Source organism: Aliamphritea hakodatensis, assembly GCF_024347195.1.
Classification (GTDB): domain Bacteria; phylum Pseudomonadota; class Gammaproteobacteria; order Pseudomonadales; family Balneatricaceae; genus Amphritea; species Amphritea hakodatensis.
Window position 1 is genome coordinate 1,624,857 of sequence record NZ_AP025281.1, and the last position, 13,351, is coordinate 1,638,207.

The window sequence follows — 13,351 nt, forward strand, 5'->3', positions numbered from 1 at the left end:
TTATGCCATGCCGATAATTTTGCGCAGTTCCAGCAGAACGGATTCGCCTTCTTCCATCGGTAAGCCGTCTTCTGTTAGTTCGTTCAGGCGGGTAACGCCGTCAACACTGCCAAGGCCGGACAGGTATTCCAGAATTTCCAGTGGCTTAACCGCTTCCAGCAGATCGATGTTGTTCCACAGGCTCAGGAAAGACATGATGCCGTAGGCACCCCAGTTGGAAACGTCGGCGATACACAGTTCGTCAACGCGGGTAGACGCAGACACAATGTCCAGATCTTTCAGAGCTTCAGTAATGTTACCCATGCCGATTTCGTTACCGCCGTCGCCGATACCGATGGTCGGGCATTTAGCGTTATTGATGAAGGTATCGAAGCAGGCAGTGCGTGGGCTGATGCTTTCGCCGCGCATGTTGTAGTAACCGCCGTCAGCTGCCTGGCCCGGACGTTCGATAGACAGAACCGCATCCGGGTTATAGTGGTACAGGGCCTGGAAGGCTTCCAGTTTGCGTTCCTGGTGTTCACCCACACGGATTTCATGCACGCGGAAATCTTTCATCAGGGCTTGTGAAACCGGTGGGCCACAGACGATCACAGGCGTCGCACCCAGGGTTTCCAGCGCACGGTAAAGCGCGATGGCGCCAACCGGGCCGTCGGTTTCAAACGTATCAACCACCGGGAAGCCGGTGCCGATCAGAACGTGACCTTTACATTTGTTGAGGATACGCGCTGCACGCAGGTAGTAACCGGTTTGCAGGGCAGGCTGCACGGTTTTCATACCCCGCAGGTTACGGGCAACCAGAGCATCTTCGATTTGCTGGCTCAGTGCCGCCTCATTCATTAAATTTTCCATAGGTCATCTCTCTTTTTTGTCTGCTGGCGCGGTTCGGGCCGGTAACGTTACGCCGGCTTTGGCTGATCCGTCCGGACAGCAGCAAAAGTTTATTAACAGCTGATTACAGCACGCTGTAACCGCATTTCTTATATCGGTAAAACATGACTGCCGGCGCTTGGTTGCAGTTACTTGTCATACCGCAGCCGGGCCGGCAATCTCAGTTCGCTTACAGAGCTTCCGGCTCGGTCCGTGCGAAGCGCGCCTGTTCCAGGCAACGCAGGTTGTGTGCAGCGTCGATGCTGATTTCTTCAAAAGATACCGCAGAGCCTGGCAGTAGCTGGGTCAGGCGGGCAGTGTCCATGGCGATCATGGAACCGATCTTCGGATAACCACCGATGGTCTGGCGGTCATTCAGCAACACGATTGGCTGGCCGTCTGCCGGTACCTGAATGGCACCGTGGCAAATACCTTCTGACAGGATGCCGTCAATGGATGGCGTGATTTGCGGGCCTTCCAGACGGTAGCCCATGCGGTCGGCACGGTCAGTTACTTTATATTCGCTGCTGAAGAACAGACGCTTCTGAACATCGCTGAAGGCGTCCTGCTGGTAACCGGTGATCACCCGCAGGGAAACCGCCGCGGTGTAATCCGGACGGAAGGCTTCCGGCAGGCGGTAAACCTGCTGGTCTGCCGCAGATTCTGCCGGCAGGATATCCCCTTGCTGCAGTTTTTCGCCGTTCAGGCCGCCGATCCCTTCACGGGTAACGGTGGCGGTGCTGGTGAAGCTTTTGGCAACGGTGAAGCCGCCGCTGACTGCCAGATAGGCACGGGCACCGGCACTGGAGAATCCAACGTCGATACGGTCACCGGCCTGCACTTTATGGGCACACCAGCCTTCCTGTTCGGTACCGTTGATCTTCAGCGGCATGGCGGCACCGGTCAGTACAATATAGGTATCGCACTGGGCTTCCATCACCAGACCACCGATGCTGATTTCCAGCGCAGTGGCGTTGCCGTCGTTGTTCAGCAGACGGTTTGCCCAGGCAAAGGCATTGCTGTCCAGCGGGCCGCCGGTGGTCAGGCCGATACGGTGCTGACCGATACGGCCGGCATCCTGAATCAGGGTTAACAGGCCAGGCTGTAATACTTTAAATCCGCTCATTACAGTTCGCCTCCCAGAGACAGAAATTCATCACGTTCGATGGGCTCAAAACGAATCCGGTCGCCCACCTGTACCGGCATACTCGGGGTCGCGTCCGGGTTAAACATACGGGTAGGGCACAGGCCGATCAGGTTCCAGCCGCCCGGTGAAACCGCCGGGTAAACGGCTGTCTGGCGGTCAGCAATGGCGACAGCGCCGCGGGGGACTTTCTGACGTGGTGTGGAAAGGCGGGGTGCAGCAATGCGCTCGTCCACTTCCCCCAGGTAGGCAAAGCCCGGCGCGAAGCCGATGGCATAAACCCGGTATTCCATTTCGCTGTGAATCTTAATGACTTCTTCGACGCTCAGGTTGGCGCGGCTGGCCAGATCTTCAAGGTCCGGGCCGGATTCGGTGCTGTAGTAAGCCGGCAGGCTGACTAAGCGGCCTTCAGATGCTTCACCGGCAGCCTGATCGCTCAGCGCGGTACGGATACGGCGGCGTACTTCCAGATGGTCACAGGCCAACGGGTTAAAGATTACAAGCAGGGATGCATAGGATGGCACCATATCAATCAGCACGTCGGCCAGTACGGTTTCCAGTGCGTCGACTGCCTGCTGAACTTTTGCGGATACGGCCGGATCGGTCTTTTCGCCAAAATACAGAATCAGGGCGTTTTCACCGGCAATTTCGACTCTCGTAGTTTGATATTCAGTCTGGCTCATTGCTTGATCATCTCGCGGATTTCCTGAATGGCATTGACGCCGTCCATGTTGTCTCCGTGTACGCACAGGGTATCAGCACGCAGGTTCAGAACATTGCCGCTTACCGTGGTAATGGTGCCCTGTTCTTTCAGTTGCTTAACCTGCGCCAGCATTTTGTCTTTGGTGTGAACAGCACCCGGCTTGCTGCGGGCCAGCAGTTTGCCATCGTCGTCGTAGCAACGGTCGGCAAAAATTTCGAACCAGAGGGAGATGCCGGCTGCATCCGCTTCCGCCTGAATGGTGTCGGCTTCCGGGGTGCTCTGCAGCATCAGTACCAGCGGACGCTGGTAAGAGGCGATCGCTTCCATGATGACTTTACGGACGTCAATGTTGGCCATCATGTCGTTGTACATAGCGCCGTGTGGCTTTACGTAAGCCAGTGTCAGGCCCAGGCTGGCAGCCATGCCGTCGATCGCAGCGATCTGATACATCACCATGGCTTTCAGTTCAGCCGGAGAGGCTTTGATGCTGCGGCGGCCGAAACCAACCAGATCCGGGTAGCCCGGATGCGCGCCGATGGTGACATTGTTTTCTTTGGCCAGTTTCAGGGTTTTTTCCAGCACCAGCGGATCGCCGGCGTGGAAACCACAGGCGATGTTGGCCTGATCGATATGCGGCATGACCGCTTCATCCAGACCCATTTTCCAGGAACCGAAGCTTTCACCCAGGTCACAGTTCAGTTGTAACGTCATGATAATTTCTCCAGTGCGCCGGTTTACAGAACGGCCAGACGGCTGTTTGGCAGGTCAGTGATCAGCATGTGGCCCGGGCTGTGGGTAATGCAGAAATCAGGTTTAGCCTGTTCGATAGCAACCTGTGGCGTAACGCCGCACGCCCAGAATACCGGCAGTTCACCTTCTTTAATGGTGACTGCGTCGCCGAAATCCGGGTTGTTGATGTCGCTGATGCCGATCTGGGACGGGTCGCCCAGGTGCAGTGGCGCACCGTGTACTGACGGGAAGCGGGTACAGATCTGTACTGCACGGATCGCGTCAGCGGCTTTCATCGGACGCATGCTGACCACTGTGGTACCGCTGAAGCGGCCGGCGCTGCGGCATTCGATATTGGTGCGGTACATCGGTACGTTAACGCCTTCGGTGATGTTACGTACTTCCAGACCGTCAGCAATCAGGGCTTCTTCAAAAGAGAAAGAGCAGCCCAGTACGAAGGTCACCAGATCATCGCGCCAGTAGTCTTTTACATCGGCAACTTCGGCGGTCATCACGCCGTTTTCATAAATGCGGTATTTCGGGATATCGGAGCGGATATCCAGATCTTCACCCAGATCCGGCAGCATGAATGCGCCGGGCTGGCCGGACATGCCAACGATCGGGCACGGCTTAGGGTTCAGCTGACAGAACTGCAGGAAGTCATTGGCCCAGTCTTTTGGCATGATCGCCAGATTGCCCTGTACAAAACCCTGAGCGAAACCTGAAGTGTTGCCGGTGAATTCACCGCTGCGGATTTGCTGGCGAATTGCCAGAGGCGTCATGTCTGCGTTCATAATAAACCTTACTCTGAAACGGCTTGGCCGCTATTGTCTTTTATTGTCATATACAGGCTGATTCTGAGCATAAAGTATATGCTCTGTGCTGAATGCAGCCAGCGCGCGCTGACCGACAGGACCAGCGGTGCTGTCGGCAGGGAAATACTGTGCAGGGGAGGGGTGGCTAGCAGGCGGTGGCCTGTTGTGCCAGCCACTGATCAACCGCCTGTTTGGTGCGGGCGAAGAACACAACCCGGGCAACGGTGCTCAGTGCGCCGTTATGATTGACATTACGGCGGTAAACCCACCAGCTGTCGCCGGCTTTTTCGACAACTTCATCAACGTGGCGGATTTGTTGAAACTGGTGAAGAGGCATCGCTGTTCGCATGGTTGTTATTCTCGTATCAGGCTCGCGAAAAAAAATTCTCAGACTGGCATTTTTACTTGCCACCCATAGGGCTGTCTAATGAATAATGATTGCCAGATCTGATAACTTTTATTTATCAGGATTTTTGGGGGTGGTGTTGTACAGACAGCATCAGCGGGGTAAGACAGAAATGTGCCACATTAGCGGTTTTTTTACTTCACTGTGTTGACAATAATCTCTGCCGGGGTATTATACGCCCCGTCCTGAGGATGACCTGAAGGCAGCCGGTTATACGCTTATTAACAAGCACTTATAACTGAATGCTTGAACGGAATTCCTACCTGCAGCGTCCCATTCGTCTAGTGGCCTAGGACACCGCCCTTTCACGGCGGTAACAGGGGTTCGAACCCCCTATGGGACGCCACTTTCTCTTCTTGCTTTATCTTTCTTATTTTTCCTTTTTGTTGTTCTGTGCACTGGATTTGTACCCATTCCGGTGAGATTGCTATTTATCTGCCATACTTTATCTCAAGATCAGGCTGTTGCGTGGCTCTTTTATTCCCGGACAGTCTGGCGTTGTAAGCGAGATAAGGGGTGAGCATATGTTAACCGATCACCAGCCTCTGGATCTGGACCGTATTGCGTTGCTGGCAACGACCCGGCCGGCCGTTATCGACCGGTATCTGCGGTTTAAGGTTCGTCAGATTATCAGTCAGGCAAAGCCTGAGTCCCGTATTATTCTTGAGCGTTTGCAGTTCCGGATGGATGCCATCCGTCGCCGGGCCGGCTCGCCGCTGCATGCCTGTATTCAGATTTCGAAGTTTATGCATGAGCAGCTGTGGGAACTGAATGATGTGCTCAGAAACGGGGTTGCCCTGACGCATCCGAAAGGGGTGGCAAGCGTAGATGAGGATAAACCGGCGCCGCCGGCTTCCGAGCTGCCCACACTTAAAGCAAAGGTGCTACCCTTTAAACGTAAGCTCGATAAACATCTGCCGGCTAAGAATAAGCCGGGTAAGCATTAGGATTTTCTTCGGGAGTCTGTATAGGCAGGCTTTCGGTGTGAAAAGAGCCGCGAGGCTCAAAAACCGCAGTTGTCTCGGGGGTAATTGCGGTTTTTCTTTTTCATTGTGTCTGCCGTGACGGGTCAGGCACCATGCTGGTGGAGCGCCCCAGCAAAAAAGCCACCTGTAAAGGTGGCTTTTTTGTGTATCAGCTGCTGTTATTTCTGTAGCTGAGTAACCGCCTGACGGGCGATGTCGTTCAGTTCTTCACCACCTTCGTTCAGATACTCATTGATCTGCTGCTTCATCGGGCGGGCCCAGAAGCGGGTAATGTGTGACGCCACAGCGTTCGCTGCATCATCAGCGGTACCGACATGAACGTTGTTGTCTGCAATTTGATTAACCATTTTAATCAGACTGCTCAGTGTTGCATTTCCCATGGATCTACTCCATTTATGCCCGGCCAGTACACCTGACCGGTTCAGTTAATCTCTCGGTATGTCTGACCGGTTGTAAACAACGTGTTTACCCGGGCGGGCAAAACCAATCAGGTTTAGCCCTGACTGTTTAGCCAGATCCAGTGCCAGACCGGTAGGGGCAGAGACTGCCACCAGGGTCGGAACGCCGCAGCTACTGGCTTTATGGACCATTTCGTAGCTGGCGCGGCTGGATACCAGGGTAAAGCCGGTGGTCAGATCGACCTTGTCACGTTTCAGTGCGCCGAGCAGTTTGTCCAGCGCATTATGACGGCCCACGTCTTCACGGATCATTTCAATGTCACCGCTAAGGTTGCACCAGGCAGCACCGTGAAACGCACCGGTCAGCGACTGCAGCGGCTGGCGCTGCGTGAGCTGAGCAATGGCGGTTTCAACAGCCGCCGCGCTGATCAGTTCAGTTTTTTCAACTTTACGGATCGGGCGGATAGCCTGTTGCAGTGATTCAGCACCGCACAGGCCGCAGCCGGTGCGGCCTGTGAGGTTACGGCGACGTTGTTTCAGCAGGGCAGCACGCTGGCTGCTAATAGCAACCTGGACTTCGATACCGGCGGTCAGACTGGCAGTCGGACGGATCACCTCGATGCTATAGATCTCATCGCTGTGCTCGACAATGCCTTCGCTCAGGCTGAAGCCTGTGGCGAAATCTTCCAGATCGTTGGGGCTGGCCATCATCACGGCATGGGAAATGCCGTTAAAGATCATGGCAACAGGCACCTCTTCAGCGATCTGATCTTCAGTGTCGGTTATCTGGTCCAGTTGCCGCCGGGTTACCTGAGCACCCCGGTGGCAATGTTGCAGTTCGGCGGCGGGTGTCTGCCCGCCGGCGTCCTGCCTGAAACGTGGTTGGGTCATCAATGTCCTCGTGACTCTGTTACTGGCTGATGCTTTCACGGCCCTGCTTCAGGAAGTCCTGCTGCTGGTCGTCAAAGTTCTGGTAGTTTTGCTGCCAGTTGGATGGTGAATTCACTTTCACGACCTGTACGGCTGTTACCTTGTACTCAGGGCAGTTAGTTGCCCAGTCAGAGTTGTCGGTGGTAACAACGTTGGCACCGCTGCCAGGGTGGTGGAAGGTGGTGTAAACCACGCCAGGCTGTACCTTATCGGTAATGCGCGCACGCATTACGGTGTCGCCGGCACGGCTGCTGATGCCTACCCAGTCGCCATCATTGATGCCGCGCATTTCCGCATCGGAGATGTGCAGATCCAGTACGTCCTCATCGTGCCATGCCTGGTTGGGCGTACGGCGGGTCTGAGCACCTACGTTGTATTGCGACAGGATACGGCCGGTGGTCAGCAATAATGGGAACTTACGGTTAGAGCGTTCTTCGGTAGCCACGTATTCAGTGATGGCGAAGTTACCCAGACCGATCGGGAAGTTCTCGATGTGCATGGTTGGCGTACCTTCCGGTGCTGCATCGTTACATGGCCACTGAATGCTGCCCAGCTCTTCCAGACGCTCATAGCTGACGCCCTTGAAGGTTGGTGCCAGGGTCGCAATCTCATCCATGATTTCGGATGGGTGGCTGTAGTTCATTTCGTAACCCAGCGCCTTGGACAGCGCCATGGTTACTTCCCAGTCAGCCAGGCCAGGCATTGGCGGCATCACCTGACGAACACGGTTAATACGGCGTTCGGCGTTGGTGAAGGTGCCGTCTTTCTCAAGGAAAGAGGTGCCCGGCAGGAACACGTGGGCGTACTTGGCTGTTTCGTTCAGGAAGATGTCCTGTACGATCAGGCAGTCCAGAGAGCGCAGTGCCTGGTCAACGTGGTTGGTGTTCGGATCAGACTGTGCAATGTCCTCGCCCTGGCAGTACATGCCACGGAAAGTACCGTCGATTGCAGAGTTGAACATGTTCGGAATACGCAGCCCCGGTTCGTTGTCCAGCGTCACGCCCCAGCTTGCTTCGAAGCGGCCACGGATAGTGTCGTCGGCAACGTGCTGGTAACCCGGCAGTTCGTGCGGGAAAGAACCCATGTCACAGGAACCCTGTACGTTGTTCTGACCACGCAGCGGGTTAACACCTACGCCTTCACGGCCGATGTTACCGGTCGCCAGTGCCAGGTTAGCAATACCCATTACCATGCTGGAACCCTGGCTGTGCTCAGTTACACCCAGACCGTAGAAGATAGCGGCGTTTGGTGCAGCAGCAAACAGGCGGGCAGCACTGCGGATTTCAGCGGCAGGGATGCCGGTGATGTCTTCAGTCTGTTCCGGTGCATGACGTTCTTCAGAGATGAATTCGCGCCACTTGTTGTATGCCGTGTTGTCACAACGGTTGGCGATGAAGTCTTTGTCTTCCAGACCTTCAGTGATAACGACGTGAGCCATGGCGTTGATGAACGCAACGTTAGTGCCCGGACGCAGTTTCAGGTGGTGATCGGCAACAATGTGCGGGCTCTTAACCAGCTCAGTGGTGCGCGGATCGGCAATGATCAGGCCTGCACCTTCACGGACACGGCGCTTCAGACGTGAACCGAATACCGGGTGAGCGGCAGTCGGGTTGGCACCGATAACCATCACCAGATCAGCTTTCATTACTGAGTCAAAGGTCTGGGTGCCGGCAGACTCACCCAGGGTGGTCTTCAGGCCGTAACCGGTTGGTGAGTGACAAACACGGGCACAGGTATCGGTGTTGTTGTTACCGAAGGCGGCACGGATCAGTTTCTGAACCAGGTATGTTTCTTCGTTAGTACAACGGGAAGAGGTGATACCGCCGACAGATTCACGGCCGTATTTCGCCTGAATGTCTTTAATGCGGCCAGCAGCGAAGCTGAAGGCTTCTTCCCAGCTTACTTTCTTCCATGGCTGGTCGATGGAATCACGGATCATCGGCTCAGTTACACGGTCGTTGTGAGTGGCATAACCGAAGGCGAAACGGCCTTTCACACAAGAGTGACCACGGTTCGCTTCACCGTCTTTGAACGGCACCATGCGGATAACTTCGGTACCCTTCATTTCTGCCTTGAAGGAACAGCCAACACCACAGTATGCACAGGTTGTTACAACGCTGTGTTCTGGCTGGCCGCGTTCGATAACGCTGTTTTCCATCAGGGTAGAGGTTGGGCAGGCCTGGACACAGGCACCACAGGATACACAGTCAGAGGCCAGGAAGCCGTCGTCCTGACCGGCAGCTACCTTGGAGTCGAAGCCACGGCCGTCGATGGTCAGCGCAAAGGTACCCTGAACTTCTTCACAGGCACGTACACAGCGGGAACAAACGATACATTTGCTCGGATCGAAGGTGAAGTACGGGTTAGATTCGTCTTTCTTCGCATCCAGGTGGTTTTCGCCTTCGAAACCGTAACGGACTTCACGCAGGCCAACCGCACCGGCAACGTCCTGCAGTTCGCAGTTACCGTTGCTTGGACAGGTCAGACAGTCCAGCGGGTGATCGGAAATGTACAGTTCCATGATGTTGCGGCGCAGTTTCGCCAGCTTGTTGTTCTGCGTGGTAACAGACATGCCGTTTTCGGCAGGTGTGGTACAGGACGCAGGAGTGCCGCGGCGGCCTTCAATTTCCACTGCACAGATACGGCAGGAGCCGAATGCTTCCAGGTTGTCGCTGGCGCACAGTTTAGGAATGTTGATGTTCGCTTCAGCAGCGGCACGCAGTACGGACGTACCTTCAGGTACAGTGACGTCCACACCGTCGATGTTCAGTGTCACCAGGTTCTCGGAAACACGGGCCGGCGTACCGTAATCTTTGTTTGGATCAAAATGTTGCAGCATGATCGGACTCCTTAAGACGCCATGTCTTCGGTGACGGGTTTATGCAGGTCTTCTGGGAAGTGATTGATAACGCTCTTCACAGGGAACGGCGTCATGCCGCCCATTGCACACAGTGAGCCGTCAATCATGGTATCGCAGAGGTCATTTAATAATTCTAGGTTATCTTCGCGGTTTTCGTCGTTAACAATGCGGTCAATGACTTCTACACCACGGGTCGAACCGATCCGGCAAGGGGTACACTTACCGCAGGATTCAACCACACAGAATTCCATTGCGAAGCGGGCTTGCTGAGACATATCAACAGTGTCGTCGAATGCAACCACGCCACCGTGGCCCAGCACAGCGCTTACCGCCGCGAAAGATTCATAGTCCAGCGGGGTATCCCACTGGCTTTCCGGCAGGTATGCACCCAGAGGGCCACCCACCTGAACCGCACGCATCGGACGGCCGGAGAAAGTACCGCCACCGAAATCTTCCAGCAGTTCACGCAGCGTCAGGCCGAAAGCCAGTTCTACCAGACCGCCACGCTTGATGTTGCCGGCCAGCTGGAACGGCAGGGTACCCAGAGAACGGCCCATGCCGTAATCCGCGTATGCCTTGGCGCCTTCAGCCAGAATGTAAGGAACGGCTGCCAGAGACAGAACGTTGTTGACGATGGTTGGCTGACCGAACAGGCCAACGATAGCTGGCAGAGGAGGCTTGGCACGGACCAGGCCGCGTTTACCTTCCAGACTCTCCAGCAGGGATGTTTCTTCACCACAGATATAAGCACCGGCACCCAGACGTACTTCCAGGTGGAAGGTCTTGCCGCTGCCCTGAATGTTTTCACCCAGCAGGTTGGCCGCTTCTGCCTTGGCCAGTGCTTCGTTCAGGATCTGGTGAGCAATCGGATATTCGGAGCGCAGGTAGATGTAACCCTGAGTCGCGCCTACCGCCAGACCGGCAATGGTCATACCTTCGATCAGCATGAACGGGTCAGCTTCCATGACCATGCGGTCAGCGAAGGTACCGGAGTCACCTTCGTCGGCGTTACAGACGATGTATTTCTGAGCAGCATCACCCGGTGCAACGGCGTCGTGTACGGTTTGCCATTTAATACCGGTAGGGAAGGCAGCACCGCCACGGCCACGCAGGCCGGAGTTTTTAACTTCATCAACGATAGACTGACCGGACATTTCCAGTGCTTTCTTCAGACCTTTAAAGCCGTCGTGCGCCTGATAATCTTCCAGGCTGACCGGATCAGTAATACCGGCGCGGGCAAACGTCAGACGCTGCTGCTTTTTCAGGTAAGGAATTTCTTCAGTCAGACCCTGGCACAGTGGATGGCTCAGGCCGCCGTTGACGAAATCCGCATCGAACAGGCTGTCGATATCTTTAGCTTCAACCGGGCCGAAAGCAACACGGCCATTGGCTGTTTCAACTTCAACCAGAGGTTCCAGCCAGAACATGCCACGGGAGCTGTTGCGAACGATTTCGATCTCAGCACCGCGGTTTTTGGCTTCCACCGCCATTTCAGTGGCCAGACGCTCAGCGCCCATGGCCAGAGCTGTCGTATCCCGTGGGATATAAACCTTAACCATTACTTCACCTCCAGCGCTTGGGTGGACAGCTGATCAACCAACTGGTCGAACTTGCTTGCGGTAACACGGCCAACGACATCGTCGTTTACCTGAATAGAAGGTGCGCAGGCACAGTTGCCCAGGCAGTAAACAGGTTCCAGAGACACTTGCTGGTCAGCACTGGTCTGGTGGAAGCCGATGCCCAGCTTTTCTTTAACGTGTGCTTCCAGTTGGCGTGAGCCCATAGACTGGCAGGCTTCAGCACGGCACACCTGAATGGTGTGTTTGCCCGGAGGCGTGGTGCGGAAGTGATGGTAGAAACTGATCACGCCGTGGACTTCGGCACGGGACTGGGCCAGACCGTCGGCAATGATGCTGACAGCGTCGGCATGGATGTAGCCCTGGGCGTCCTGGATGGCGTGCAAGATCGGTAACATTGCACCGGGAAGATTTTTCATCTCCTCGACAATATCACAGACTTGCTGGCGACTCTGCTCGTTGAATGCAGTCATTTTTTGCTCACCTGCTTTAAGTGTCTCAGCTGTTTTAGGATTATCCGGCTTATTAAAGTGCCGGTTTAATCAGAAAACTCATTACTGAGCAGCTCTTGTTGAATTATTTAACCGGAATTAACCGCGTATCAAAGGACAGCGGGTTACAGAAAATCACCCTTTTGCCTGCGATTAGCAGTAAAATTCACAGCCTGTTTATCTGAGTGCGACATTGCTGTTCGTATTTACTTAATTATCAAGCAGTACAAATGCAAACGACTCTTATTTATAATTTATATATGAACTCATTTTCATATTTGGCTAAAATGAGTACAGATTTATCCCTTTTAGATGCCCCTAAGGTAGCATTGGGCCTAAAAATTGAAAATATGAATAATTATGCATATTAAAAGAATACAGGTGGTTCCTGGGTGGTCATTCCGGGATGAAAGTGGCAATGAACTCAATCCGCAGCTGTTCAGTTTACTGGCGGCGATCCATGAGCATGGCAAGCTGACAGCAGCCACAAAAAGTGTAGGGATATCATACCGTCATGGCTGGAACCTGCTGAATACATGGGCAGCCTTCTTTGGGGTCCCACTGGTCAACATGCAGAAGGGGAAAGGGGCAACCCTGACTCCCTTAGGCGATAAGTTGCTCTGGGCCAAGCAACGGGTGGTTGCCCGGCTGGAGCCGCAATTAGACAGCCTGACGTCGCAACTGAATCTGGAAATCCACCGTGCCCTTGAAGGGGTCAGCCCGCTATTACGGGTGCATGCCAGTTACGGCTATGCGGTGGCACTGCTGCCGGAGCACGCCAGTGAGATTCAGCTGGATCTGCAGTACAAGAGCGGTGAAGAAGCGTTGGCGGCCCTTAACCGTGGTGCCTGCGACATTGCCGGCTTCCATGTACCGATTGAAGGCATGAGTCAGGCACAGATCAAAAAGTACGGTCACTATCTCAAGCCCCGTGTACATAAGGTGATTCAGTTTATTACCCGTCGGCAGGGCTTAATTGTGAAGCGGGATAACCCCTGTGAGATTCAGGGGCTGAGTGATCTGCTGCGGGATGACGTGCGCTTTATCAACCGGCAGGAAGATTCCGGAACCCGCACACTGCTGGATGAACTGTTACGCCGGGAGAAGATTAGCCCGTCCAAGGTTTCCGGGTATGACGATGAGGAATTCACTCACTCGGCGGTTGCGGCGTATGTTGCCGCGGGCATGGCGGATGTTGGCATTGGTGTTGAGGCGGCGGCCCGGCAGTTTAACCTTGATTTTATACCGTTATCTTATGAGCGGTATCTGTTTGTCTGCCACCACCGCAGTTTACAGCAGGAAGCGGTGATCAGGTTCCTGGAGATGATCCGCACCAGTCAGTTCTATCAGGCGGTCCGTGAGTTGCCGGGTTACAGCCCGGATCTGTGCGGGGATGTCGTTGGAGTGGAAGAAGCGCTGAATCAGTCGCCCTGATAAACCGCAAT

Annotated in this window: 13 protein-coding genes and 1 tRNA gene; 3 read left to right on the forward strand and 11 right to left on the reverse strand. The window is 54.7% G+C overall.

The features are described from left to right. The 6 genes from PCI15_RS07405 to PCI15_RS07430 all read right to left on the reverse strand — a co-directional run bounded on the left by PCI15_RS07405 (position 1) and on the right by PCI15_RS07430 (position 4,607). Complete coding sequence (locus PCI15_RS07405; protein ID WP_271273697.1) at positions 1-849, reverse strand: DUF4392 domain-containing protein; 849 nt, start codon at positions 847-849, stop codon at positions 1-3. A gap of 208 nt (positions 850-1,057) precedes the next feature. After that, positions 1,058-1,993 (reverse strand): 5-oxoprolinase subunit C family protein, encoded by a 936-nt coding sequence (locus PCI15_RS07410; protein ID WP_271273698.1) that lies wholly within the window; start codon positions 1,991-1,993, stop codon positions 1,058-1,060. Next, complete coding sequence (gene pxpB / locus PCI15_RS07415; protein WP_271273699.1) at positions 1,993-2,694, reverse strand: 5-oxoprolinase subunit PxpB; 702 nt, start codon at positions 2,692-2,694, stop codon at positions 1,993-1,995. Before pxpB ends, PCI15_RS07410 begins: the two co-directional genes overlap by 1 nt. Then, a complete protein-coding gene (locus tag PCI15_RS07420; protein WP_271273700.1) occupies positions 2,691-3,425 on the reverse strand; it encodes a 5-oxoprolinase subunit PxpA in 735 nt (244 codons plus the stop codon). The genes pxpB and PCI15_RS07420 overlap by 4 nt, the downstream gene beginning before the upstream one ends. 23 nt (positions 3,426-3,448) lie before the next feature. Beyond that, positions 3,449-4,237 carry a putative hydro-lyase gene (locus PCI15_RS07425; protein ID WP_271273701.1) on the reverse strand — a complete coding sequence of 263 codons (789 nt, stop codon included), beginning with the start codon at positions 4,235-4,237 and terminating at the stop codon, positions 3,449-3,451. Between the two features lie 166 nt (positions 4,238-4,403). Then, entirely contained in the window at positions 4,404-4,607 is a 204-nt protein-coding gene (locus PCI15_RS07430) for a hypothetical protein (protein ID WP_271273702.1), read from the reverse strand. A 327-nt stretch (positions 4,608-4,934) separates the two neighbouring features. Between PCI15_RS07430 and PCI15_RS07435 the strand changes: the two genes are divergently transcribed. Together PCI15_RS07435 and PCI15_RS07440 are read left to right on the forward strand one after the other, a co-directional pair. Beyond that, positions 4,935-5,010 (forward strand) — tRNA-Glu (locus PCI15_RS07435). 178 nt (positions 5,011-5,188) lie between these two features. Beyond that, positions 5,189-5,611, forward strand: a complete 423-nt coding sequence (locus tag PCI15_RS07440) for a DUF3135 domain-containing protein (RefSeq protein WP_271273703.1) — start codon at positions 5,189-5,191, stop codon at positions 5,609-5,611. Between the two features lie 197 nt (positions 5,612-5,808). Here PCI15_RS07440 and PCI15_RS07445 read toward each other — a convergent pair whose 3' ends face one another. From PCI15_RS07445 to PCI15_RS07465, 5 genes are read right to left on the reverse strand one after another with little or no spacing between them, the layout of a single operon-like run. Continuing rightward, the gene (locus tag PCI15_RS07445; protein ID WP_205658473.1) at positions 5,809-6,030 is read right to left on the reverse strand and encodes a formate dehydrogenase subunit delta; all 222 of its coding nucleotides are present in this window, start codon (positions 6,028-6,030) and stop codon (positions 5,809-5,811) included. Between the two features lie 45 nt (positions 6,031-6,075). Next, positions 6,076-6,939, reverse strand: a complete 864-nt coding sequence (gene fdhD, locus PCI15_RS07450) for a formate dehydrogenase accessory sulfurtransferase FdhD (RefSeq protein WP_271273704.1) — start codon at positions 6,937-6,939, stop codon at positions 6,076-6,078. A gap of 19 nt (positions 6,940-6,958) precedes the next feature. Further along, positions 6,959-9,817, reverse strand: coding sequence for a formate dehydrogenase subunit alpha (gene fdhF, locus PCI15_RS07455; RefSeq protein ID WP_271273705.1), 2,859 nt, complete (start codon positions 9,815-9,817; stop codon positions 6,959-6,961). 11 nt (positions 9,818-9,828) lie between these two features. Then, a complete protein-coding gene (locus PCI15_RS07460; protein WP_271273706.1) occupies positions 9,829-11,397 on the reverse strand; it encodes a formate dehydrogenase beta subunit in 1,569 nt (522 codons plus the stop codon). Continuing rightward, positions 11,397-11,888 carry a formate dehydrogenase subunit gamma gene (locus PCI15_RS07465; RefSeq protein ID WP_271273707.1) on the reverse strand — a complete coding sequence of 164 codons (492 nt, stop codon included), beginning with the start codon at positions 11,886-11,888 and terminating at the stop codon, positions 11,397-11,399. Before PCI15_RS07465 ends, PCI15_RS07460 begins: the two co-directional genes overlap by 1 nt. A 384-nt stretch (positions 11,889-12,272) precedes the next feature. Here PCI15_RS07465 and PCI15_RS07470 point away from each other — a divergent pair, with 384 nt between their 5' ends. Then, positions 12,273-13,340: a substrate-binding domain-containing protein gene (locus PCI15_RS07470; RefSeq protein WP_271274597.1), complete on the forward strand. Its 1,068-nt coding sequence runs from the start codon at positions 12,273-12,275 to the stop codon at positions 13,338-13,340. Positions 13,341-13,351 lie beyond the last annotated feature (11 nt).

Coding starts and splice junctions, on each gene's coding strand:
- PCI15_RS07425 (WP_271273701.1), bottom strand. CDS start 4,237: ATGAACGCAGACATGACGCCTCTGGCAATTCGCCAGCAAATCCGCAGC.
- PCI15_RS07405 (WP_271273697.1), bottom strand. CDS start 849: ATGGAAAATTTAATGAATGAGGCGGCACTGAGCCAGCAAATCGAAGAT.
- pxpB (WP_271273699.1), bottom strand. CDS start 2,694: ATGAGCCAGACTGAATATCAAACTACGAGAGTCGAAATTGCCGGTGAA.
- PCI15_RS07460 (WP_271273706.1), bottom strand. CDS start 11,397: ATGGTTAAGGTTTATATCCCACGGGATACGACAGCTCTGGCCATGGGC.
- fdhD (WP_271273704.1), bottom strand. CDS start 6,939: ATGACCCAACCACGTTTCAGGCAGGACGCCGGCGGGCAGACACCCGCC.
- fdhF (WP_271273705.1), bottom strand. CDS start 9,817: ATGCTGCAACATTTTGATCCAAACAAAGATTACGGTACGCCGGCCCGT.
- PCI15_RS07445 (WP_205658473.1), bottom strand. CDS start 6,030: ATGGGAAATGCAACACTGAGCAGTCTGATTAAAATGGTTAATCAAATT.
- PCI15_RS07410 (WP_271273698.1), bottom strand. CDS start 1,993: ATGAGCGGATTTAAAGTATTACAGCCTGGCCTGTTAACCCTGATTCAG.
- PCI15_RS07465 (WP_271273707.1), bottom strand. CDS start 11,888: ATGACTGCATTCAACGAGCAGAGTCGCCAGCAAGTCTGTGATATTGTC.
- PCI15_RS07420 (WP_271273700.1), bottom strand. CDS start 3,425: ATGACGTTACAACTGAACTGTGACCTGGGTGAAAGCTTCGGTTCCTGG.
- PCI15_RS07440 (WP_271273703.1), top strand. CDS start 5,189: ATGTTAACCGATCACCAGCCTCTGGATCTGGACCGTATTGCGTTGCTG.
- PCI15_RS07430 (WP_271273702.1), bottom strand. CDS start 4,607: ATGCGAACAGCGATGCCTCTTCACCAGTTTCAACAAATCCGCCACGTT.